The 22,284-nt window shown below is 54.5% G+C and carries 13 protein-coding genes, 1 tRNA gene and 2 rRNA genes; 7 read left to right on the forward strand and 9 right to left on the reverse strand.

What is annotated here, in order from left to right:
* Window positions 1-86: 86 nt before the first annotated feature.
* From MMW58_RS25570 to MMW58_RS25580, 3 genes are all read right to left on the reverse strand, one after another.
* A 23S ribosomal RNA gene (locus MMW58_RS25570) occupies window positions 87-2,994 on the reverse strand.
* A gap of 216 nt (window positions 2,995-3,210) precedes the next feature.
* Window positions 3,211-3,286: transfer RNA gene (locus MMW58_RS25575), tRNA-Glu, on the reverse strand.
* 84 nt (window positions 3,287-3,370) lie between these two features.
* Window positions 3,371-4,910, reverse strand: a 16S ribosomal RNA gene (locus MMW58_RS25580).
* The 16S and 23S rRNA genes sit together here with 1 tRNA gene alongside, the layout of an rRNA operon.
* A 603-nt stretch (window positions 4,911-5,513) precedes the next feature.
* Between MMW58_RS25580 and MMW58_RS25585 the strand changes: the two genes are divergently transcribed.
* A complete protein-coding gene (locus MMW58_RS25585) occupies window positions 5,514-6,635 on the forward strand; it encodes a ribosomal protein uL16 3-hydroxylase (RefSeq protein WP_133600988.1) in 1,122 nt (373 codons plus the stop codon).
* A 62-nt stretch (window positions 6,636-6,697) separates the two neighbouring features.
* Here the strand turns inward: MMW58_RS25585 and MMW58_RS25590 are convergent, their stop codons facing one another.
* Window positions 6,698-8,146: a Cu(+)/Ag(+) sensor histidine kinase gene (locus MMW58_RS25590; protein ID WP_241722369.1), complete on the reverse strand. Its 1,449-nt coding sequence runs from the start codon at window positions 8,144-8,146 to the stop codon at window positions 6,698-6,700.
* Window positions 8,136-8,819: a copper/silver response regulator transcription factor gene (locus tag MMW58_RS25595; protein ID WP_045853224.1), complete on the reverse strand. Its 684-nt coding sequence runs from the start codon at window positions 8,817-8,819 to the stop codon at window positions 8,136-8,138. The genes MMW58_RS25590 and MMW58_RS25595 overlap by 11 nt, the downstream gene beginning before the upstream one ends.
* 170 nt (window positions 8,820-8,989) lie before the next feature.
* Here MMW58_RS25595 and MMW58_RS25600 point away from each other — a divergent pair, with 170 nt between their 5' ends.
* Genes MMW58_RS25600 through MMW58_RS25615 form a run of 4 tightly spaced genes read left to right on the forward strand, consistent with a single transcriptional unit; the run spans window position 8,990 to window position 15,216 of the window.
* On the forward strand, window positions 8,990-10,375 hold the full coding sequence (locus MMW58_RS25600) for a Cu(I)/Ag(I) efflux RND transporter outer membrane protein (protein WP_241722370.1): 1,386 nt from the start codon (window positions 8,990-8,992) through the stop codon (window positions 10,373-10,375).
* A 29-nt stretch (window positions 10,376-10,404) separates the two neighbouring features.
* Window positions 10,405-10,743 (forward strand): cation efflux system protein CusF, encoded by a 339-nt coding sequence (gene cusF, locus MMW58_RS25605; RefSeq protein WP_133600991.1) that lies wholly within the window; start codon window positions 10,405-10,407, stop codon window positions 10,741-10,743.
* A 25-nt stretch (window positions 10,744-10,768) separates the two neighbouring features.
* Window positions 10,769-12,052, forward strand: coding sequence for an efflux RND transporter periplasmic adaptor subunit (locus MMW58_RS25610; protein ID WP_159237940.1), 1,284 nt, complete (start codon window positions 10,769-10,771; stop codon window positions 12,050-12,052).
* Between the two features lie 11 nt (window positions 12,053-12,063).
* Window positions 12,064-15,216: a CusA/CzcA family heavy metal efflux RND transporter gene (locus MMW58_RS25615; protein ID WP_241722371.1), complete on the forward strand. Its 3,153-nt coding sequence runs from the start codon at window positions 12,064-12,066 to the stop codon at window positions 15,214-15,216.
* A gap of 65 nt (window positions 15,217-15,281) precedes the next feature.
* Here the strand turns inward: MMW58_RS25615 and yjeJ are convergent, their stop codons facing one another.
* The 4 genes from yjeJ to MMW58_RS25635 form a co-directional block, all read right to left on the reverse strand.
* The gene (gene yjeJ / locus MMW58_RS25620) at window positions 15,282-16,130 is read right to left on the reverse strand and encodes a YjeJ family protein (RefSeq protein WP_133600994.1); all 849 of its coding nucleotides are present in this window, start codon (window positions 16,128-16,130) and stop codon (window positions 15,282-15,284) included.
* Window positions 16,130-18,271, reverse strand: coding sequence for a peptidase domain-containing ABC transporter (locus MMW58_RS25625; RefSeq protein ID WP_241722372.1), 2,142 nt, complete (start codon window positions 18,269-18,271; stop codon window positions 16,130-16,132). Before MMW58_RS25625 ends, yjeJ begins: the two co-directional genes overlap by 1 nt.
* Window positions 18,264-19,547 carry an HlyD family secretion protein gene (locus MMW58_RS25630; RefSeq protein ID WP_133600996.1) on the reverse strand — a complete coding sequence of 428 codons (1,284 nt, stop codon included), beginning with the start codon at window positions 19,545-19,547 and terminating at the stop codon, window positions 18,264-18,266. Before MMW58_RS25630 ends, MMW58_RS25625 begins: the two co-directional genes overlap by 8 nt.
* 62 nt (window positions 19,548-19,609) lie before the next feature.
* A complete protein-coding gene (locus tag MMW58_RS25635) occupies window positions 19,610-19,951 on the reverse strand; it encodes a hypothetical protein (RefSeq protein WP_133600997.1) in 342 nt (113 codons plus the stop codon).
* Window positions 19,952-20,948: 997 nt separating this feature from the next.
* Here MMW58_RS25635 and MMW58_RS25640 point away from each other — a divergent pair.
* Window positions 20,949-21,521, forward strand: coding sequence for a fimbrial protein (locus tag MMW58_RS25640; RefSeq protein ID WP_133600998.1), 573 nt, complete (start codon window positions 20,949-20,951; stop codon window positions 21,519-21,521).
* 61 nt (window positions 21,522-21,582) lie between these two features.
* A complete protein-coding gene (locus MMW58_RS25645) occupies window positions 21,583-22,272 on the forward strand; it encodes a fimbrial biogenesis chaperone (RefSeq protein WP_133600999.1) in 690 nt (229 codons plus the stop codon).
* The last annotated feature ends 12 nt before the right edge of the window (window positions 22,273-22,284 follow it).

Raw genomic sequence — 22,284 nt, forward strand, 5'->3', positions numbered from 1 at the left:
TTACCAACACGCCTTAAGGCATGTCAGTTAATCTGTATCAGCTGAAAATCTCTCAAATTCACCACACCAAACAGCTTTGGCGTTGTAAGGTTAAGCCTCACGGTTCATTAGTATCGGTTAGCTCAACGTATCGCTACGCTTACACACCCGACCTATCAACGTCGTCGTCTTCAACGTTCCTTCAGGACTCTCAAGGAGTCAGGGAGAACTCATCTCGGGGCAAGTTTCGTGCTTAGATGCTTTCAGCACTTATCTTTTCCGCATTTAGCTACCGGGCAATGCCATTGGCATGACAACCCGAACACCAGTGATGCGTCCACTCCGGTCCTCTCGTACTAGGAGCAGCCCCCCTCAATTCTCCAGCGCCCACGGCAGATAGGGACCGAACTGTCTCACGACGTTCTAAACCCAGCTCGCGTACCACTTTAAACGGCGAACAGCCGTACCCTTGGGACCTACTTCAGCCCCAGGATGTGATGAGCCGACATCGAGGTGCCAAACACCGCCGTCGATATGAACTCTTGGGCGGTATCAGCCTGTTATCCCCGGAGTACCTTTTATCCGTTGAGCGATGGCCCTTCCATTCAGAACCACCGGATCACTATGACCTGCTTTCGCACCTGCTCGCGCCGTCACGCTCGCAGTCAAGCTAGCTTATGCCATTGCACTAACCTCCTGATGTCCGACCAGGATTAGCTAACCTTCGTGCTCCTCCGTTACTCTTTGGGAGGAGACCGCCCCAGTCAAACTACCCACCAGACACTGTCCGCAACCCGGATCACGGGTCTACGTTAGAACATCAAACATTAAAGGGTGGTATTTCAAGGTTGGCTCCACGCAGACTGGCGTCCACGCTTCAAAGCCTCCCACCTATCCTACACATCAAGGCTCAATGTTCAGTGTCAAGCTATAGTAAAGGTTCACGGGGTCTTTCCGTCTTGCCGCGGGTACACTGCATCTTCACAGCGAGTTCAATTTCACTGAGTCTCGGGTGGAGACAGCCTGGCCATCATTACGCCATTCGTGCAGGTCGGAACTTACCCGACAAGGAATTTCGCTACCTTAGGACCGTTATAGTTACGGCCGCCGTTTACCGGGGCTTCGATCAAGAGCTTCTCCTTACGGATAACCCCATCAATTAACCTTCCGGCACCGGGCAGGCGTCACACCGTATACGTCCACTTTCGTGTTTGCACAGTGCTGTGTTTTTAATAAACAGTTGCAGCCAGCTGGTATCTTCGACTGATTTCAGCTCCACGAGCAAGTCGCTTCACTTACCATCAGCGTGCCTTCTCCCGAAGTTACGGCACCATTTTGCCTAGTTCCTTCACCCGAGTTCTCTCAAGCGCCTTGGTATTCTCTACCTGACCACCTGTGTCGGTTTGGGGTACGATTTGATGTTACCTGATGCTTAGAGGCTTTTCCTGGAAGCAGGGCATTTGTTACTTCAGCACCGTAGTGCCTCGTCGTCACACCTCAGCGTTAACAAGAGTCCGGATTTACCTAAACTCTCCGCCTACATGCTTAAACCGGGACAACCGTCGCCCGGCTAACATAGCCTTCTCCGTCCCCCCTTCGCAGTAACACCGAGTACAGGAATATTAACCTGTTTCCCATCGACTACGCCTTTCGGCCTCGCCTTAGGGGTCGACTCACCCTGCCCCGATTAACGTTGGACAGGAACCCTTGGTCTTCCGGCGAGCGGGCTTTTCACCCGCTTTATCGTTACTTATGTCAGCATTCGCACTTCTGATACCTCCAGCAACCCTCACAGGCCACCTTCAACGGCTTACAGAACGCTCCCCTACCCAACAACGCCTAAGCGTCGCTGCCGCAGCTTCGGTGCATGGTTTAGCCCCGTTACATCTTCCGCGCAGGCCGACTCGACCAGTGAGCTATTACGCTTTCTTTAAATGATGGCTGCTTCTAAGCCAACATCCTGGCTGTCTGTGCCTTCCCACATCGTTTCCCACTTAACCATGACTTTGGGACCTTAGCTGGCGGTCTGGGTTGTTTCCCTCTTCACGACGGACGTTAGCACCCGCCGTGTGTCTCCCGTGATAACATTCTTCGGTATTCGTAGTTTGCATCGGGTTGGTAAGTCGGGATGACCCCCTAGCCGAAACAGTGCTCTACCCCCGAAGATGAATTCACGAGGCGCTACCTAAATAGCTTTCGGGGAGAACCAGCTATCTCCCGGTTTGATTGGCCTTTCACCCCCAGCCACAAGTCATCCGCTAATTTTTCAACATTAGTCGGTTCGGTCCTCCAGTTAGTGTTACCCAACCTTCAACCTGCCCATGGCTAGATCACCGGGTTTCGGGTCTATACCCTGCAACTTAACGCCCAGTTAAGACTCGGTTTCCCTGCGGCTCCCCTATACGGTTAACCTTGCTACAGAATATAAGTCGCTGACCCATTATACAAAAGGTACGCAGTCACCTGACAAATCAGGCTCCCACTGCTTGTACGTACACGGTTTCAGGTTCTGTTTCACTCCCCTCGCCGGGGTTCTTTTCGCCTTTCCCTCACGGTACTGGTTCACTATCGGTCAGTCAGGAGTATTTAGCCTTGGAGGATGGTCCCCCCATATTCAGACAGGATACCACGTGTCCCGCCCTACTCTTCGAACTCACAGAATGTGCATTTTAGTGTACGGGAGTATCACCCTGTACCCTGCGACTTTCCAGACGCTTCCACTAACACACAAACTGATTCAGGTTCTGGGCTGCTCCCCGTTCGCTCGCCGCTACTGGGGGAATCTCGGTTGATTTCTTTTCCTCGGGGTACTTAGATGTTTCAGTTCCCCCGGTTCGCTTCGTTAAGCTATGTATTCACTTAACGATAGTGTGTCGAAACACACTGGGTTTCCCCATTCGGAAATCGCCGGTTATAACGGTTCATATCACCTTACCGACGCTTATCGCAGATTAGCACGTCCTTCATCGCCTCTGACTGCCAGGGCATCCACCGTGTACGCTTAGTCGCTTAACCTCACAACCCGAAGCTGTTTCGTAAAACAGTCGTGTTGTGAAAATTTGAGAGACTCGAACACACCGCTTTTCCTTTCTTATTACGGAGAAAGGAAACAGTGTGTCGTTTCAATTTTCAGCTTGATCCAGATTTTTAAAGAGCAAATATCTCAAACATAACTCACTGAGTTAGTTTTGAGATATGGAGGTCGGCGACTTTCACTCACAAACCAGCAAGTGGCGTCCCCTAGGGGATTCGAACCCCTGTTACCGCCGTGAAAGGGCGGTGTCCTGGGCCTCTAGACGAAGGGGACACTGAAGTCTCAATCGCAAGACGCCTTGCTATTTACTTTTCATCAGACAATCTGTGTGAGCACTACAAAGGCAGGTTCTTCAGGTAAGGAGGTGATCCAACCGCAGGTTCCCCTACGGTTACCTTGTTACGACTTCACCCCAGTCATGAATCACAAAGTGGTAAGCGCCCTCCCGAAGGTTAAGCTACCTACTTCTTTTGCAACCCACTCCCATGGTGTGACGGGCGGTGTGTACAAGGCCCGGGAACGTATTCACCGTGGCATTCTGATCCACGATTACTAGCGATTCCGACTTCACGGAGTCGAGTTGCAGACTCCGATCCGGACTACGACATACTTTATGAGGTCCGCTTGCTCTCGCGAGGTCGCTTCTCTTTGTATATGCCATTGTAGCACGTGTGTAGCCCTACTCGTAAGGGCCATGATGACTTGACGTCATCCCCACCTTCCTCCAGTTTATCACTGGCAGTCTCCTTTGAGTTCCCGGCCGAACCGCTGGCAACAAAGGATAAGGGTTGCGCTCGTTGCGGGACTTAACCCAACATTTCACAACACGAGCTGACGACAGCCATGCAGCACCTGTCTCAGAGTTCCCGAAGGCACCAAAGCATCTCTGCTAAGTTCTCTGGATGTCAAGAGTAGGTAAGGTTCTTCGCGTTGCATCGAATTAAACCACATGCTCCACCGCTTGTGCGGGCCCCCGTCAATTCATTTGAGTTTTAACCTTGCGGCCGTACTCCCCAGGCGGTCGACTTAACGCGTTAGCTCCGGAAGCCACTCCTCAAGGGAACAACCTCCAAGTCGACATCGTTTACAGCGTGGACTACCAGGGTATCTAATCCTGTTTGCTCCCCACGCTTTCGCACCTGAGCGTCAGTCTTTGTCCAGGGGGCCGCCTTCGCCACCGGTATTCCTCCAGATCTCTACGCATTTCACCGCTACACCTGGAATTCTACCCCCCTCTACAAGACTCTAGCCTGCCAGTTTCGGATGCAGTTCCCAGGTTGAGCCCGGGGATTTCACATCCGACTTGACAGACCGCCTGCGTGCGCTTTACGCCCAGTAATTCCGATTAACGCTTGCACCCTCCGTATTACCGCGGCTGCTGGCACGGAGTTAGCCGGTGCTTCTTCTGCGAGTAACGTCAATCGACAAGGTTATTAACCTTATCGCCTTCCTCCTCGCTGAAAGTACTTTACAACCCGAAGGCCTTCTTCATACACGCGGCATGGCTGCATCAGGCTTGCGCCCATTGTGCAATATTCCCCACTGCTGCCTCCCGTAGGAGTCTGGACCGTGTCTCAGTTCCAGTGTGGCTGGTCATCCTCTCAGACCAGCTAGGGATCGTCGCCTAGGTGAGCCATTACCTCACCTACTAGCTAATCCCATCTGGGCACATCTGATGGCATGAGGCCCGAAGGTCCCCCACTTTGGTCTTGCGACGTTATGCGGTATTAGCTACCGTTTCCAGTAGTTATCCCCCTCCATCAGGCAGTTTCCCAGACATTACTCACCCGTCCGCCGCTCGTCACCCGAGAGCAAGCTCTCTGTGCTACCGCTCGACTTGCATGTGTTAGGCCTGCCGCCAGCGTTCAATCTGAGCCATGATCAAACTCTTCAATTTAAGTTTGATGCTCGTGAATTAAACTTCGTAATGAATTACGTATGTTCACTCAGAGACTTGGTATTCATTTTTCGTCCGAGGACGTTAAGAATCCATGTCACTTTGAGTGCCCACACAGATTGTCTGATAAATTGTTAAAGAGCAGTGCAACGCGGCTTTCGCTCACCGTTGCGAGGTGGCGTATATTACGCTTTCCTCTTTCAGAGTCAACCCTTAATTTAGGATTTTTCTCTTCACCTTAACCGGCTTAATCTGTGAAGTTGTTCACATTTGCCGTGTCAGTGGGAGCGCATTATAGGGAGTTCTTTTGGTATGGCAAGCCTTAAAATACAAAAAACCTATCAAGCGCTCATTATTTGAACTTTCCTGTTCATCTCTCGAATAGCTGATACCGCTAAAATCCAGGACTGGCGCGGCCTGCGGCCTATTTTCGTCTTAAGGCAGTTTTTTCAAAAAATGTATGGCGTCCCGCACGCAGACGGCAGCCGCTGGCGTAGAGGAGCCATAAACGGCGGATTAAGCAGCCGCTTTGACTCACGACAAGGCGCCCTCGGTTCACACCTTTCTATAATCAGGACCGTTTCTCCTTACTGGTGTGAATCTATGGCTTATCAACTGAACATTAACTGGCCTGAGTTTTTAGAGAAGTACTGGCAAAAGCGGCCGGTAGTATTAAAGAATGCTTTCCCGAACTTCGTCGATCCGATCACCCCGGACGAGCTGGCGGGTCTGGCCATGGAACCGGAAGTCGACAGCCGGCTGGTCAGCCTGGTGAACGAGCAGTGGCAGGCCAGCAACGGGCCGTTCGAACATTTTGACGGCCTGGGCGAAACCGGCTGGTCGCTGCTGGCGCAGGCGGTCAACCACTGGCATATGCCTGCCGCCGAGCTGGTTCGCCCGTTCCGCGTGCTGCCTGACTGGCGCCTTGATGACCTGATGATCTCCTTCTCGGTCCCGGGCGGCGGCGTTGGCCCGCACATCGACCAGTATGATGTCTTCATTATTCAGGGCATGGGCAGCCGCCGCTGGCGCGTGGGCGACAAGCTGCCGATGCGTCAGTTCTGCCCGCACCCGGCGCTGCTGCACGTCGATCCTTTCCCACCGATTATTGATGAAGACCTCGAACCGGGCGATATCCTTTATATCCCACCGGGATTCCCGCACGACGGTATCACCCACGAAACGGCGCTCAACTACTCCGTTGGCTTCCGCGGGCCGAACGGTCGCGACCTGATCAGCAGCTTTGCCGACTACGCGCTGGAAAACGATCTCGGCGGCGAGCACTACAGCGATCCGGACCTGACCTGTCGCGAACATCCCGGTCGGGTTGAAGAGTATGAGCTCGACCGTCTGCGCGGGATGATGATCGACATGATTAGCCAGCCGGAGGACTTTACCCAGTGGTTTGGCCGCTTTGCCACCACCCCGCGTCACGATCTGGACATCGCGCCGGCCGAGCCGCCTTATGCAGAAGAAGAGGTTGTTGATGCCCTCAACGGCGGCGAAACGCTGGCCCGTCTGAGCGGCCTGCGCGTCCTGCATATCGGCGACAGCTTCTTTGTGAACAGCGAAGCGCTGGCAGTCACCGATGCCGACGCCCTGGATGCGCTGTGCCGCTACACCTCGCTGAGTAAAGATGAGCTGGGCAAGGGGCTGCATAACCCGGACTTTATCGCCGAGCTAACGCGCCTTATCAACCAGGGTTACTGGTACTTCGAAGAGTAAGCCTCCCAAAGCCTGGCACCGCCAGGCTTCTTTTTATGGCCTGCTTTTATTACCTGCTTTTATTACGCCCGTTTTGACAGCGTCAGAATAAAGCGGGTTGAGCGCGCGTCGGACTCTACCGCCACGCTGCCGCGGTGCGCTGTGACGATCGATTTAACGATAGCCAGGCCAATGCCGCTCCCCTCGCCTTTACGCTGGCGGGAGGGATCGACGCGGTAGAAGCGGTCGAAAAGCCGCGACAGATGTTCCGCAGGGATCGGCGTTCCCGGATTCTCAACGATCAGCTGAACCTGGTCATTGGCCTCCGTCAGATGAACGGTGACCGCCCGGCCGCCCGGCGTGTAGCGAATGGCGTTAGAGAGCAAATTACTCATCGCCCGGCGCAGCATCAGCGGGTCGCCAACCACCCAGCAGGCGCTGCCGCTAAGGTGCAGGGCCACTTCTCGCTCCTCGGCCCAGGCCTCAAAGAAGTCGAAAACCTTGCTGACCTCGTCGGCCAGATTTAGCGCTTTTAGCTCCGGAATCAGCTGATTGTTGTCGGCCTGCGCCAGAAACAGCATATCGCTGACCATCCGCGACATCCGCGAGAACTCTTCCAGATTGGAGTACAGCACATCCTCCAGCTCTTTCTGACTGCGGGTCTGACTGAGCGCGATCTCCGTCTGGGTCACCAGGTTGGTTATCGGCGTGCGGATCTCATGGGCAATATCCGCGGAAAAGTTGGACTGACGGGTAAACACATCCTCGATACGTTCCAGCATATGGTTAAACGACAGCACCAGCCGCTCCAGCTCAATCGGCACCGACTGCGGGTTTAAGCGCACGTCGAGATCGCGGGAGGTAATGTTTTGAATCTGTCGGCTGACCCGGCGAATCGGCTTATGTCCGTGATAGACCACGAACAGCACAATAAAGAAGATAAGGATGCTGATAATCGTCGCCGCCGAAATCAGCCTCGCCTTCAGCTCGTTAATATAGTGGAGATGAAAATCGATCGACAGGGCCATCAGCAGGCGGTAGGCTGGCCTGCCGTCCGCTGCGCGTCCAAGCGGCAGCATAATCAGCCGCCAGGAGCGGGTCTGCATCTGGTGGTTATCGTGGGTCAACGCCCGCGGATGCGGATCCACCCACGAGATAACGTTGCCATCCTGCAGCCTGGCGACAATGCCCGGCGTGCTCATAATATGGCTGAGATCCGGGCCGTTCGGTGACTGGAAAAGGGTCTGGCCGCTGCCGTCATCGAGGCAAATAAAGACGTTGGCGTAGCCATCGATCACGTTCTTTAAGATCTCCAGCCGCCGCGCCTGAGGAGAGTCGGCGTGGTTGAGCACCGTCTCAAGGGTGGTGGCCAGCTGCCTGAGGTCGTGGGCGTCGCGCTCTTCAAAGTGCGCCTTTACCGAGTGGATCATTATCCAGGTGAAGGCGAAAAAGGCCACTATCGTCGCCAGGCTGATAAAAAAGGTCAGCCGCGTCGCCAGCGAAAAGGGCCGCCGCAGCAGCTTAATCGCCATCCGGCACCTCGAGCACGTAGCCGACGCCGCGCACGGTCTGGATAAGCTTAGGTTCAAAATCATTATCGATTTTACCCCGCAGCCGCTTCACCGCCACGTCGATGGCGTTGGTGTCGCTGTCAAAATTCATGTCCCAAACCTGAGAGGCGATCAGCGAACGGGGCAGCACTTCCCCCTGATGGCGGATAAAGAACTCCAGCAGCGTAAACTCTTTGCTGGTCAGCGTGATGCGCGCGCCCGCGCGGGTCACCCTGCGGCTGACCAGATCGAGCGTTAAATCCGCCACCTGGAACTGGCTCTCGACGATCGTCGCCGCCCCGCGGCGCAGGAGCGTCCTTACGCGCGCCAGCAGCTCGGCGAAGGCAAAGGGCTTGACCAGATAATCATCGGCCCCGAGTTCCAGCCCCTTCACCCGATGCTCAACGGTCCCCAGCGCGGTCAGCAGCAGGATCGGCATGCCCTTATCGGCGGATCGCAGCATTCTGACGATATCCCAGCCGTTCACATCCGGCAGCATGATGTCGAGGATCAGCAGGTCATAATCGCTGGTCATCGCCAGGTGATAGCCGTTCAGACCGTTATCCGCCAGATCGACAACAAAACCGGCTTCCGTCAGCCCTTTCGTCAGGTACTCGCCGGTTTTCATCTCATCTTCGACGATCAAAATCTTCATCACCTGCTCCTTCACGCGACTGTGGTGCGGGTTTCCAATTTTAGAGGAGCCCAACCGGATAGCAATGAATTCTCAGGAAAATGACAGCTTTGTCATTTTCCCGTCACGCGTCAAACAGACGCCGTTGCGTAAAGTACAGGCATTCCCTGATAGCCGATAAACCTGCCACTATGCGCCAGTTAAAGCTTATTTCTCTCAGCGTTATTTTTATTCTGACGGGCTGTATCTCCTTAGCCCCGGACTACCGCCAGCCGCCCTCGCCGGTGCCGCAGCAGTTCTCTCTCAGCCAGAACCAGCTGGTGACGCCGCCTGCGGGCTATCAGGACACCGGCTGGCGCGCCTTTTTCGCCGATCCGCAGATTAAATCGCTGATTGCCACCGCGCTTGTCAATAACCGGGACCTGCGCATGGCGACCCTGAAAGTGCAGGAAGCGCGGGCGCAGTACGCCGTGACCGATGCCGACCGCTATCCGCAGCTCGACGCCTCCGCCAGCACCACCTACGGCGGAAAGCTTAAAGGCGATACTACCACCAGCAGCGACTATCAGGCCGGACTGAACCTCAGCTTCGATCTCGACTTCTTCGGCCGCCTGAAAAACATGAGCGAGGCGCAGCGACAGACCTTTTTCGCCAGCGTAGAAGCCCAGCGCGCGGTGCACATCTTATTAATTTCAAACGTTTCGCAGAGCTACTTCAACCAGCGGCTGGCCGCAGCGCAGCTCGCCGTGGCGCGCGAGACGCTACAAAACTACCGCCAGTCCTACGCTTTTGTAGAGAAACAGCTGCTGACCGGCAGCAGCAGCGTGCTGGCGCTGGAGCAGGCGCGCGGGGTGATTGAAAGCACCCGCGCCGACATCGCCAGGCGGGAAGGCGAGCTGGCGCAGGCCAACAACGCCCTGCAGCTGCTGCTGGGCAGCTATCAGCGCCTGCCGGACGACACGGCCGACGCCGAGGGGGATATTCACAGCGTCAGGCTGCCGCCCGCCCTCTCCTCGCAGATCCTGCTCCAGCGCCCCGATATTTTAGAGGCCGAGCACGGGCTGCGGGCGGCGAACGCCAATATCGGCGCCGCGCGGGCGGCCTTCTTCCCGTCGATTACGCTAACCAGCTCGCTTTCCGGCAGCAGCGCCGACCTCTCCAGCCTGTTTAATCCGGCCAGCGGGATGTGGAACTTCATCCCTAAAATCGAGCTGCCGATATTCAACGCCGGGCGTAATCAGGCCAATCTCGATGTCGCCGAAATCCGCCAGCAGCAGTCGGTGGTGAATTACGAACAGAAAATCCAGAACGCCTTTAAAGAGGTGGCCGACGCCCTGGCCCTGCGCCAGAGCCTGGCGGATCAAATCAGCGCCCAGCAGCGCTATTTCACCTCCCTGCAAATCACCCGCCAGCGTGCCGGCACGCTCTATCAGCACGGCGCGGTCAGCTATATCGAAGTGCTGGACGCCGAACGTTCGCTGTTCGCCACGCAGCAAACCCTGCTGGATCTCAACTACGCCCGCCAGGTGAACGAAATTCAGCTCTTTACCGCCCTCGGCGGCGGCTGGCTGGAATAAACCATTATTGAATATCAGGAGCGTTAATCATGAATCATGTCGCAAAAACGGTCATTTTGGGCCTTCTTCTGTCTGCAGCGATCTCCGGCGCCCAGGCTGCCGGACATCAGCATGGCGAAATGATGCCCGCCGCCGGGCAGGCGCAGGCCATCAGCGCCACCGGCGAAGTCAAAATCATTGATATGGAGGGTAAAAAAGTCACCATCGACCATGACGCCATCCCGGCGGTGAACTGGCCGCCGATGACCATGCGCTTCACCATCACTCCGCAAACCCAGCTTAACGCGGTTAAGCCCGGCGATAAGGTCGCCTTCACCTTTATTCAGCAGGGCAATCTCTCCTTATTACAGGATATCCACGTTAACTAATAAGGTGTTCACGGAGCGCATTACGATGGTCTCTCTAAAACTTAAAACCGCTGCGCTCATTATCAGCAGTATGTGTCTTGGCGGCGTTATTGCAGCGGGCCTCTATATCGGGCTTTCGCCCGCTCACCCTGCGGGCGATGCGGAGCCTGCCGCCGGACAGGCGCGTAAAGTCCTGTTCTGGTATGACCCGATGTACCCCAATACGCGGTTTGATAAGCCGGGGAAATCGCCGTTTATGGATATGGACCTGGTAGCCAAATACGCCGATGAAGAGGCGCCGCCCTCAGCCGCGCCGGGCGTACGCATCGACCCGACGCAAACCCAGAATCTGGGCGTCAAAACCGCCGCCGTCGTCCGCGGCCCGCTCAGCTACGCCCGGACCTTCCCGGCCAACGTCAGCTATAACGAATACCAGTTTGTCATCGTTCAGGCGCGCTCGGCGGGCTTTATCGATAGGGTCTACCCGCTGACCGTCGGGGATAAAATAAAGAAAGGCACCCCGCTTATCGACCTGACCATCCCCGACTGGGTCGAGGCGCAGAGCGAATATCTGCTGCTGCAGGAAACCGGCGGCACCGCCACCCAGGTGGAAGGGATCCTCGAGCGGCTGCGCCTCGCCGGAATGCCGGATGAGGATATCCGCCGCCTGAAGGCGACGCGCAAAATTCAGACCCGCTTCACCCTTAAAGCGCCGATTGACGGCGTGATTACCGCCTTTGATCTTCGCACCGGCATGAACATCGCCAAAGATAACGTGGTGGCCAAAATTCAGGGCATGGACCCGGTGTGGATTAGCGCCTCGGTGCCGGAATCCATCGCCTGGCTGATTAAAGACGCCTCGCAGTTTGCCCTTTCCGTTCCGGCATGGCCGGACAAAGCCTTCACCATCAGCAAATGGAGCATGCTGCCCGGCGTGGATGCGGCTACCCGCACGCTGCAGCTGCGTCTGCAGGTCGATAATCCGGACGAGGCGCTGAAGCCGGGAATGACCGCCTGGCTGAAGCTGAACGCGCAGAGTCAGCCGATGCTGCTGATCCCGTCGAAAGCGCTGATCGACAGCGGCGCGGAGCAGCGGGTTATCACCGTGGGCGACGACGGCCGCTTCGTGCCGAAACGGGTCGCGGTCTTCCAGCAGTCCGGCGATATGACGGCGATCCGCTCCGGCATTCATGAAGGAGAGAAGGTGGTCGCCAGCGGTCTGTTCCTGATTGATTCCGAGGCCAATATCTCCGGCGCGCTGGATCGGATGCGCGCCAGGCCGGCCGCCGCGACGCCGAACGTGCCGAATAGCGCGGCGCATGCGCACTGAGGAGATGACAAATGATTGAATGGATTATCCGTCGCTCGGTGGCCAACCGCTTTCTGGTGATGATGGGGGCGCTGTTCCTCAGCATCTGGGGGGCGTGGACCATCGTCCATACGCCAGTGGACGCCCTGCCGGATCTCTCTGACGTGCAGGTGATCGTCAAGACCAGCTACCCCGGCCAGGCGCCGCAAATCGTCGAAAACCAGGTCACCTGGCCGCTGACCACCACCATGCTCTCGGTGCCGGGCGCCAAAACGGTACGCGGCTTCTCGCAGTTCGGCGCCTCCTACGTCTACGTGATTTTTGCCGACGGCACCGATCCCTACTGGGCGCGCTCGCGGGTGCTGGAGTACCTCAACCAGGTGCAGGGCAAGCTTCCGGCCGGCGTCAGCGCCGAGATGGGCCCGGATGCCACCGGCGTCGGCTGGATCTACGAATACGCGCTGGTCGACCGCAGCGGCAGGCACGACCTCGCGGAGCTGCGCTCGCTGCAGGACTGGTTTTTAAAATATGAGCTAAAAACGATTCCGGACGTTTCGGAAGTGGCCTCGGTGGGCGGCGTGGTCAAAGAGTATCAGGTTGTGGTCGACCCGCTGAAGCTGACCCAGTACGGCATTACCCTGGCGGCGGTGAAATCGGCGCTGGAGACCTCCAACCAGGAGGCCGGCGGCTCTTCCGTCGAGCTGGCTGAAGCCGAGTATATGGTGCGCGCCAGCGGCTATCTGCAAAGCCTCGACGATTTTAACAACATCGTGCTGACAACCGGCGACAGCGGCGTGCCGGTCTATCTGCGCGACGTCGCCAGGGTACAAATTGGCCCGGAGATGCGCCGCGGCATTGCCGAACTGAACGGCGAAGGCGAAGTGGCCGGCGGCGTGGTGATCCTGCGCTCCGGCAAAAACGCCCGCGAAGTGATTTCGGCCGTAAGGGCCAAACTGGCGTCCCTGCAGGGCAGCCTGCCGGAAGGGGTTGAGGTGGTCACCACCTATGACCGCAGCCAGCTGATCGACCGGGCCATCGACAACCTCAGCATGAAGCTGCTGGAGGAGTTTATCGTCGTCGCGCTGGTCTGCGCCCTGTTCCTGTGGCACATACGCTCGGCGCTGGTCGCCATTATCTCTCTCCCGCTCGGCCTGTGCTTCGCCTTTATCATGATGCATTTCCAGGGGCTAAACGCCAACATCATGTCGCTGGGCGGCATTGCGATTGCGGTGGGGGCGATGGTCGATGCCGCCATCGTGATGATAGAAAACGCCCACAAGCGGCTGGAAGAGTGGGATCACCTGCATCCCGGAGAGCGGCCCGATAACGACACGCGCTGGAAAATCATCACCGACGCCTCGGTAGAGGTCGGCCCGGCGCTGTTTATCAGCCTGCTGATTATCACCCTGTCGTTTATCCCGATTTTCACCCTCGAAGGGCAGGAAGGTAAGCTGTTCGGCCCGCTGGCGTTTACCAAAACCTGGTCGATGGCCGGGGCGGCGCTGCTGGCGATAGTGGCGATCCCGATCCTGATGGGGTTGTGGATCCGAGGCAGGATCCCGGCGGAGAGCAGCAACCCGCTCAACCGTTTCCTGATCCGCCTTTATCACCCCCTGCTGCTGAAGGTGCTGCGCTGGCCGAAGGCGACCCTGCTGGTCGCGGCGCTAACGATCCTGACGGTCATCTGGCCGCTCAGCCGGGTGGGCGGCGAGTTCCTGCCGCAGATCAACGAAGGCGATCTGCTGTATATGCCGTCAACCCTGCCGGGAATTTCCGCCTCGCAGGCGGCGGATATGCTGCAGAAGACCGATAAGCTGATCATGACGGTGCCGGAAGTGGCCCGCGTGTTCGGCAAAACCGGTAAGGCCGAGACCGCCACCGATTCCGCGCCGCTGGAGATGGTCGAGACCACCATTCAGCTCAAGCCGCAGAATCAGTGGCGCCCGGGGATGACCATGGAAAGGATCGTCGAGGAGCTGGATAAAGCCGTACGCCTGCCGGGACTCGCCAACCTGTGGGTGCCGCCGATCCGCAACCGGATCGATATGCTCTCCACCGGGATCAAGAGCCCGATCGGCATTAAGGTCTCCGGCACTAACCTCGCCGATATCGACGAGAGCGCCGAGCAGATTGAAGCGGTGGCGCGCACCGTGCCGGGCGTCACCTCGGCGCTGGCGGAGCGGCTGGTCGGCGGACGCTATCTCAACATTAATATCAACCGCGAGCAGGCCGCCCGCTACGGCATGAGCGTCGGCGACGTGCAGCTGTTCGTCTCCTCGGCCATCGGCGGCGCGATGGTGGGCGAAACGGTAGAAGGCGTCGAACGCTACCCAATCAACATCCGCTACCCGCAGAGCTATCGCGATAGCCCGCAGGCCCTGCGCCAGCTGCCGATCCTCACTCCGCTGAAGCAGCAGATAGTCCTCGGCGACGTGGCGGAGGTGAAGGTGGTGACCGGTCCGTCGATGCTGAAAACCGAAAACGCCCGCCCGACCAGCTGGATCTATATCGACGCCCGGGATCGCGACATGGTTTCGGTGGTTCACGATCTGCAGCAGGCCATCGCCCAGGGCGTGAAGCTGAAGCCGGGGACCAGCGTCTCCTACTCCGGTCAGTTTGAGCTGCTCGAACGCGCCAACCATAAGCTGAAGCTGATGGTCCCCATGACGCTGATGATCATTTTCGTCCTGCTGTACCTGGCGTTCCGTCGCTTTGGCGAAGCGCTGCTGATCGTCGCCAGCGTGCCGTTCGCGCTGGTCGGCGGCATCTGGTTCCTCTACTGGATGGGATTCCATCTGTCGGTGGCGACCGGCACCGGCTTTATCGCTCTCGCCGGGGTGGCGGCGGAGTTTGGCGTGGTAATGCTGATGTACCTGCGCCACGCCATTGAAGCGGAGCCGTCGCTGGAGAACGTGGAAACCTTCAGCGCTGATAAACTTGACGAGGCGCTGTACCGCGGCGCGGTGCTGCGCGTGCGGCCAAAGGCGATGACCGTGGCGGTCATTATCGCCGGCCTGCTGCCGATTTTATGGGGTACCGGCGCCGGTTCGGAGGTGATGAGCCGCATCGCCGCGCCGATGATTGGCGGGATGATCACCGCCCCGCTGCTGTCGCTGTTTATCATTCCGGCGGCCTATAAGCTGATGTGGCTGTACCGGCACCGGCGCCCGGCGCAGCGGGCATAACCGAGCGGCGAGCGGGCCGGATCGCTATCCGCCCCGCTCGCCCTCGCGCACTCTGCCAGGAGGAGCTAGCACGTTGATGGCGACATCTTCGTGGCTCGATGCTGAATATGCGCCCGCAGCAGCTTCTCCATCTCCTCTTCTCTCACCTGGGGATCGAGCTTTTGATACTCAAAGGTCAGCGCTCGCTGCCGGTAGGGAGCCAGCAGCGGGTTATGATGTAGTAATAATTCGCCGATCGCCTTAATCCGGCTCGCTTCAAGCCCCGGCAGTGCTTTAATGATGGCCCCGCACGGAATATCGCCGTCGTCGCCGATCATAACCAGTGAATAAAAATCGCTGAAGGCGGAGAGTTTCCACGCCGGCACGTTAAATTTATTGTAGTTAATCCCGCTGCTGTCGATATTGGCAAAATTGACGGTATAGAACGGAATAAAATCGTTTGCCTGCAGGGCCAGAGAAATAAACGCCGCGTCCTCGCTCTTGTGTATCGTTGCCAGCAAAAGGTTGAGCAGAAACTCCATCTGCGTAACCGTCAGATCGACGGATATCACCTCCTCATTTTGCAAAAAGAACAGAAATGTGATCTTCTCCTGATGATATTTCATCACAAAATCGGTCACCCGCAGCGCGACGTTAGGGTTCTGTATCTCATCAAGGGTGACGGCTAGCGTACGGCTGTTTAACCGCTCGGTATCGGCGATGGTGCGGGCTCTGATGCTCTCGGGGTCCTCGCGAAACAGCATTTGTAGCCTGCGGTAGCCGCTGAAAACGGCAAATACCAGGTCCTGCACCCGATCGGGCGGAAGGTACATCAGCGTTTCCGCACTCAGGACGCTTTGCATCTTCAGGACTAACGCCAGCACGGCGTTAGGGGATTTAATTATTCCGGTATTAATACCCGTTAAGATGTTCATCAAATAGTCTCCGTAGTAAGCTGCTGTGGCAACGAGGTCAGTTTCGCTAAATCAATAATCCGATCGGCGCTGGCGATGGTTGAAGGACGGTGGGCAATAATAATTCGGGTGATGTTTAAAGATTCAATCGCCGCGTTGACCATCTTTTCATTATTAATATCGAGATGGCTGGTCGCTTCATCCATAAATAGAATTTTCGGCTTTTGGTAGAGCGCCCGCGCAATGAGCAAGCGCTGCTTTTGACCACCGGAGATCCCGGCGCCAAGCTCGCCGATAATCGTTTCATAGCCCATCGGCATGCGCAGGATCTCTTCATGGATATTGCATCTCATGGCGCAGTCAACGAGCAGCGCCCGATCCATCTCCTCATCAAAGCCCGAAATATTATCGGCAATAGACCCGGAAAATAGGCGGTCCTCCTGTAATACGCAGGCGATATTGCTGCGGAAGTTATTAATGCCGATTTTGTTAATATCAAAACCGCCGATAAAGATATCCCCGCGCTCCGGCGTCAGCAGGCCAGACATGACTTTGAGTAACGTTGTTTTACCGATGCCTGACGCACCGATCAGCGCGACGGACTCTCCAGCGGCCACGCTAATATTGACGTTAGAAAACACGGGTTTTGACAGCAGGTCGTACTGATAGGCCAAATTCTGCACGTCTAAAGACACGCCGACATCATCGGCAAAAATCTTTCTTACCGGCGACTCGGCCTCCGGTTCGCTGTAGACAATTTCAGATATACGCTCGTTGTGTAGCGACAGCATTTTCAGCTGCATCGTAAGATCGATAAGCGACGCGGCGCGCTGGGCAAACTGGCCGCGATAGGCGTTAAATGCCATATACATACCGATGGTCATCGTGTTATCCATAACCATCTGCGCGCCCAGCCATAAAATGACAACCTGATCGGCCGAGTTAATGAAGGTATTAATCCCACCGAACAGCATATCGAAACGCGTTTGCTTCAGACCGGCGTTGCTGACATCGATATTGGTATTCAGCCAGTGCTGGGAGCGTCTGTTTTTCAGGTTAAGCGATTTTATCGTCGCGATGCCGTACAGCGACTCCATAAAATGCGAGCCCGAGCGCGCACGTTTGACGATCAGCTCTTCATTGATGGCGCGATAAAATTTATAGGTGATCGCGCGCATCGCGGCGTAGCACAGGGTGAACCCCAACACGACCCACACCAGCCAGCCGCCGTACAGGCTCAGCATAACAAGCAGGCCGATGGTCATGATGGAGTCAATAATTCCGCTGACGATGCTGTTGGTAAAGGTCGAGCGGATGGTATCGAGAGAAGCAAACCGCGACTGTATGTCCCCCAGCTGGCGCTTCTCAAAGAACGCGAGCGGCAGGCCGATCAGATGATCGAAAAAGCTCGTTTTCCACTGCACGTCGGTCAGCGTATTCAGCTTTAGCGAAACCCACGCGCGAAGCATACTGACCCAGGTTTTAAAAATCGTAAAAAACATTAGCCCGACGCAGATGACCAGCAGCAGGTTTTCATCATGTGCGGTAATAACATGGTCGGTAACAACCTGCGTGCCCATAGGCAGCAGCAAATTCACCGTTTCAATGACTACCGACAGCATCAATATTTTCGTCAGCGCTGACTTCAGGCCAACAATGTTGTGCATTAACTCCCGCAGCTTCAGCCGCGAGCGCTGCTTTTCCTGAACGAAGCCGCTATCCGGCCATGCCTCAAGCGCGATGCCGCTGAAGTTTTCTGATAATTCCTTACGATGAACCACGCGTCGGCCAAGCGCCGGATCGTTAATAACAAAACGCTTACCTTTTACCGCAACCAGCACGACAAAGTGATTTAATGACCAGTGCAGTACGCAGGGCAGGCGGAGCTCGCCGATCTCTTCAATATCCAGGGATAGCGCCCGCGTTTTCAGGCCAGCCTTCTGCGCAACCGTCGCCAGGGCATTTAACGTCGTCCCGTGGGATGAGGAGCCGTAGATATTGCGAAAGTTGAACAGATCGATATCTTTGCCGTAGAACCCACAAATCATTGCTAAGCAGGCATTGCCGCACTCCGTTGATTCGGACTGTATAATAACCGGGACTTTGTTCCTGATTGAAAAGTTAATCCTTCTAAAAATTAAATCAAGCACGTCTTTATTCATCGTTGGGTCCCTTCAGGCTCTGTACTACTTTATATACTGGTGAGAACAGCCACTGATACAGCGGCCTTTCCTCGGTAAACACAATGCTCTTCGCCTTAAGGCCGTTCGATAGCACAAGCGTTCTGTTCTTATAAATAAACTCTTTTTCTTTAACGTTGATAATAGCTTTGTAGAGCGTCGGCGACGTATTGCTGTTAGCCTGGCTATTACCATAGTCAGATAATTCCCGGCGGGTAACCGGCATTGATGAGATTGACATCACCTTGCCAGAAAATTGACCAAACTTGTCTGAAGGAAAGGCGTCGTAGCGGATATTTACGGTATCGCCGATTTTGACATAAGGTAAACTGTTATCGGGTAGCCACAGCAGTAAATAATAGTTAATACCGGTAAGCTGCTTAACCTGAGCCAGGCTGCTGCCGGCCTCTATCATTTGACCCCGGGTAACGGCTATCGACTCCACCCGGCCGTCAATCGTAGACTTCACTAAAATTCTTCCGCTCGCGCTGTTTTCAATCAGCTGGGTTTGCAGATCTCTCAGCTGGCTATATTGTGAAGTAATCTGATTATCAAGCTCAGCGGTCTTTACCGTTAAATCACTCCGGGTCTGGGTGAGCTGCAGCTCTATCTGCATTTTCTGCGATGATAATGATTGAAACGCATTTTGCTGCTGGACGAAAAGAGAGTGCTGATTATTGTACTGATCTTTATTGATCAGCCCTCGCTGCAGGTAGCTACTATAGCTCTGGAGCGACGTCTCAATATGTAAAAGACCTTTTTTAGCCGTCGTCAGCATTTTCTCGGTTTCATCGAGGGAGCGCTCGTAGCGCTGAATCTGGCGACGCGTGGTGCCAATAAAATCATCTTTGTTAGCTTTTAGTTTTTTGATGATATCTTCAGCATTGACAATCTTGGCTTTCACCATTGAAACATTGGTATCACTGACGTTGCCGACGTCGGTGTTTTTGGATACATCAAGCTCAAATAACACGGCGCCTTTCTTAACAACGTCACCCACCTGGACATACTGTTTCGAGATCGAGCCAAGCTGCGGTGAGGAGATATTAAGAGGATGCGGCAGAGTAATAACCTCGCCGACGACATCAATTCTTTTGGTATATTTGAAAAAACAAAGCATGGCAATAATGACAGCTAAAAAAGCAAGACAGCATGCGGAAACGATCAGCGGAGAAACGCCGCCGAACAGAATCACGCGTCCTTTCCAGTAGCTTCGCTGATGTTCTATCGCTTCCTGTCTGAACAATCTTTTACCCATGAGTACCTGACCTGATATAAAAAGGCCCGACGCATCGGGCCAGAAGAGGAATCAATTCAAAATCATGGTTTAAAGGTGCCGTCGAGGTAACCTTCGATCAGCGTTTGGGTATATTTCCAGGTATCCTCATAACCCACAATCGCGCCACCGATACCGCAGGTAATGCCGCCGATAATGCCGCCGACGATCATACCAACGCCCTGACCAATCGACCCAACACCCAGGATCCCGCCGCCGTCGCCGCCATGCGTGCCACCAATAACGGCTCCCGCAGCAAAACCGGCAACCGCGCCAAGCGTTGCGCTGACTACCGCTTCACCAATATTGCCAAAAATATCCCACGGGCTGCTCCAGGAGTAGGCACCCGAAACGGCATTCATTTCTTCAAGAGAAAGTACTTTCATCACTATTCCTTATATATTTAATTTGTATGTTCCAGATGGTATAAATTTATCAATCACATATGCTGTGTTGATGGGAGGCTATTTTCGGCACTTCCCGTAAAAAAACAACTTTAGTTTCATGAATAATCCAGGCTTCAGATCTAAATAAGAAATAAAAATATGAATAAGAAAATCGCCGGTCAACAGGGGGCCTCATTATCAGGGCTTAATCCGCTCTCAACAACCTTTGAGAACAGGTATGGCGTTCCCGGCTTACCGCGGCTCGGATGACGAAGCAGGTCAGGCGAATTCTCGCGCCAGGGGCGCAGCGATAGGCGCTATTAATTTTCCTTAATCATAAAAATAAAGATATTTTCTCTATCATTAACAATCATATAGAAAGTAAACAATAAAGAAAATGACCGCATCGCCGGCACCTTCACAGCCCCAGGACAGGGCACTAAAGTCGCGCCAGTGGTCATCTCAACTTTTTATCTGCCGGATGAGAGAACCGCCAACGCACTGCCGCAGGCAATAACGGCGATATTACCGCTACCGTGAATAATAAACATCAGGATAATAATCTTACCTCGCTTATTATAAGCGTTTCACTAATACCTTCGCTAAAAAAAATAGTGCCGCCGATTCTTTCCGTATGATGAAACCGTACAGAATCTTTGTAGATATTAACTTTGTTTAACCTGCCCGTTTATCTATGAGGATAACCCCTCACGTTAACCAGCCCGCCAGAGCCCGCCATAAGCCACCTTGCCATCGTTAAGAAAAACCATCACTCACCCTCACCGAACGCTGCTTTGTGTGTATTAAGTTTTATTGAAAAAAAATCAGATGAGTATTTTAACAGACCGGGATTAATATAGCGGCACTTACCCATACAAGCCGTAAGGGTTGCGGAGTAAGTATATAAGGATACATACGGGATTAAGCTGCTGAAGCCTATATTCAGCCTCTTTTTCCGGTAATTAATATTTTAACTTTAAATGAATGGATTAAACGGATGAAAAAAACAATTCTGGCTATGGTTATTACTGCCGCTACCGCTTTCAGTGCTCAGGCTTTGGCAACGAACCAGGCTGAAGTGACTATCCTGGGTGAAGTAGCAGACTCTCAGACTTCCTGCGTCGTGACTCCGACCGGTACCCTCAACAACGGTATCGTTAAGTTAATGACCGTGACCACTAATGAAGCAACCGGTCAGTCTGCTAATACCTTATTTAAAACCCAGAAGTTTGGCTTTCAGGTTAAAGACTGTGCGATCGGCGGCACGGATGAAAACAACGTTACCGGCCTGAGCGTGAAAGTTACCGGTACATCCTCTTCAAATCCTGAGATTCTGGACAACGCTATTACTGGTGCCGATGCAGCTACAAACATCGGTATCGGTATTCAGAAGCTGCTCAACAGCACCCGCATCAAGTTCGATGGCACTCCGGTTGCTGAAGCCTATACCCCACATCAGACGACTAACCTGGAATATCTTGCTGGCTACGTAAAAGTCAACGCGGCGAACCCTGTAGGTGAAGGCCAGGTTAAAGGTGTTGCAACCTTTACCATTGATTACACCATCTAATTAATGTTTAAGGGGCCTGCTGATCCAGCGGGCCCTTTTAATTAAATGCTGAAGGAATCTAATGTACCAGATGATGATCAAGGCAATCATTGCCTTCGCCATGATACTGAGCGGCTTTGCGCATGCAGGAATTGTTATCGAATCAACCCGCTATCTTTATAAAGAAGGCGCTCGTGAGATATCTGCGCAAATTGAGAATAAAGACGAGATGCCTTATCTGATCAAATCATGGGTTGAAGCACCAGAGGGAAAAACGCCGGCATTTATGGTCACACCTCCCCTTTTCCGCCTGGAGATGAAACAGAAAAATACCGTCCGTATATTCTCCACTGGCAACATCAGCGCTCCCACCGATCGCGAATCGTCTTACTTTTTTAATATTATGGCCATTCCGCCGTCGGATGATACCTATGTGAACAACAATACCATTCAGCTCGCTGTTCGCCATCGCATGCGGCTGATTTACCGGCCAAAAGCGTTAGCCGAGCTGTCCAATAATACCGAAGCCGAAAAAATAGAATGGCGCAGGGCCGGAAAGCAGCTCACCATAAAAAATCCAACGCCATTTTTCTTCTATTTTAGAAGTGTCCAGATTGGCGCCAGCGAATACCAGGCAGAAATTAAATATATTGAGCCCTTCTCCTCAAAAGCTATAACGCTAAAAGATAACGGCAATGCTACCAAAGTAACGTGGAAAATAGTCAATGATTATGGAGGTGCAGGTTCCCTCTATTCATCGAAATTGCCATAAACAGTTCGCATT

It is taken from the genome of Klebsiella sp. HC6, from assembly GCF_022605325.1.
Classification (GTDB): Bacteria; Pseudomonadota; Gammaproteobacteria; order Enterobacterales; family Enterobacteriaceae; genus Klebsiella; species Klebsiella terrigena.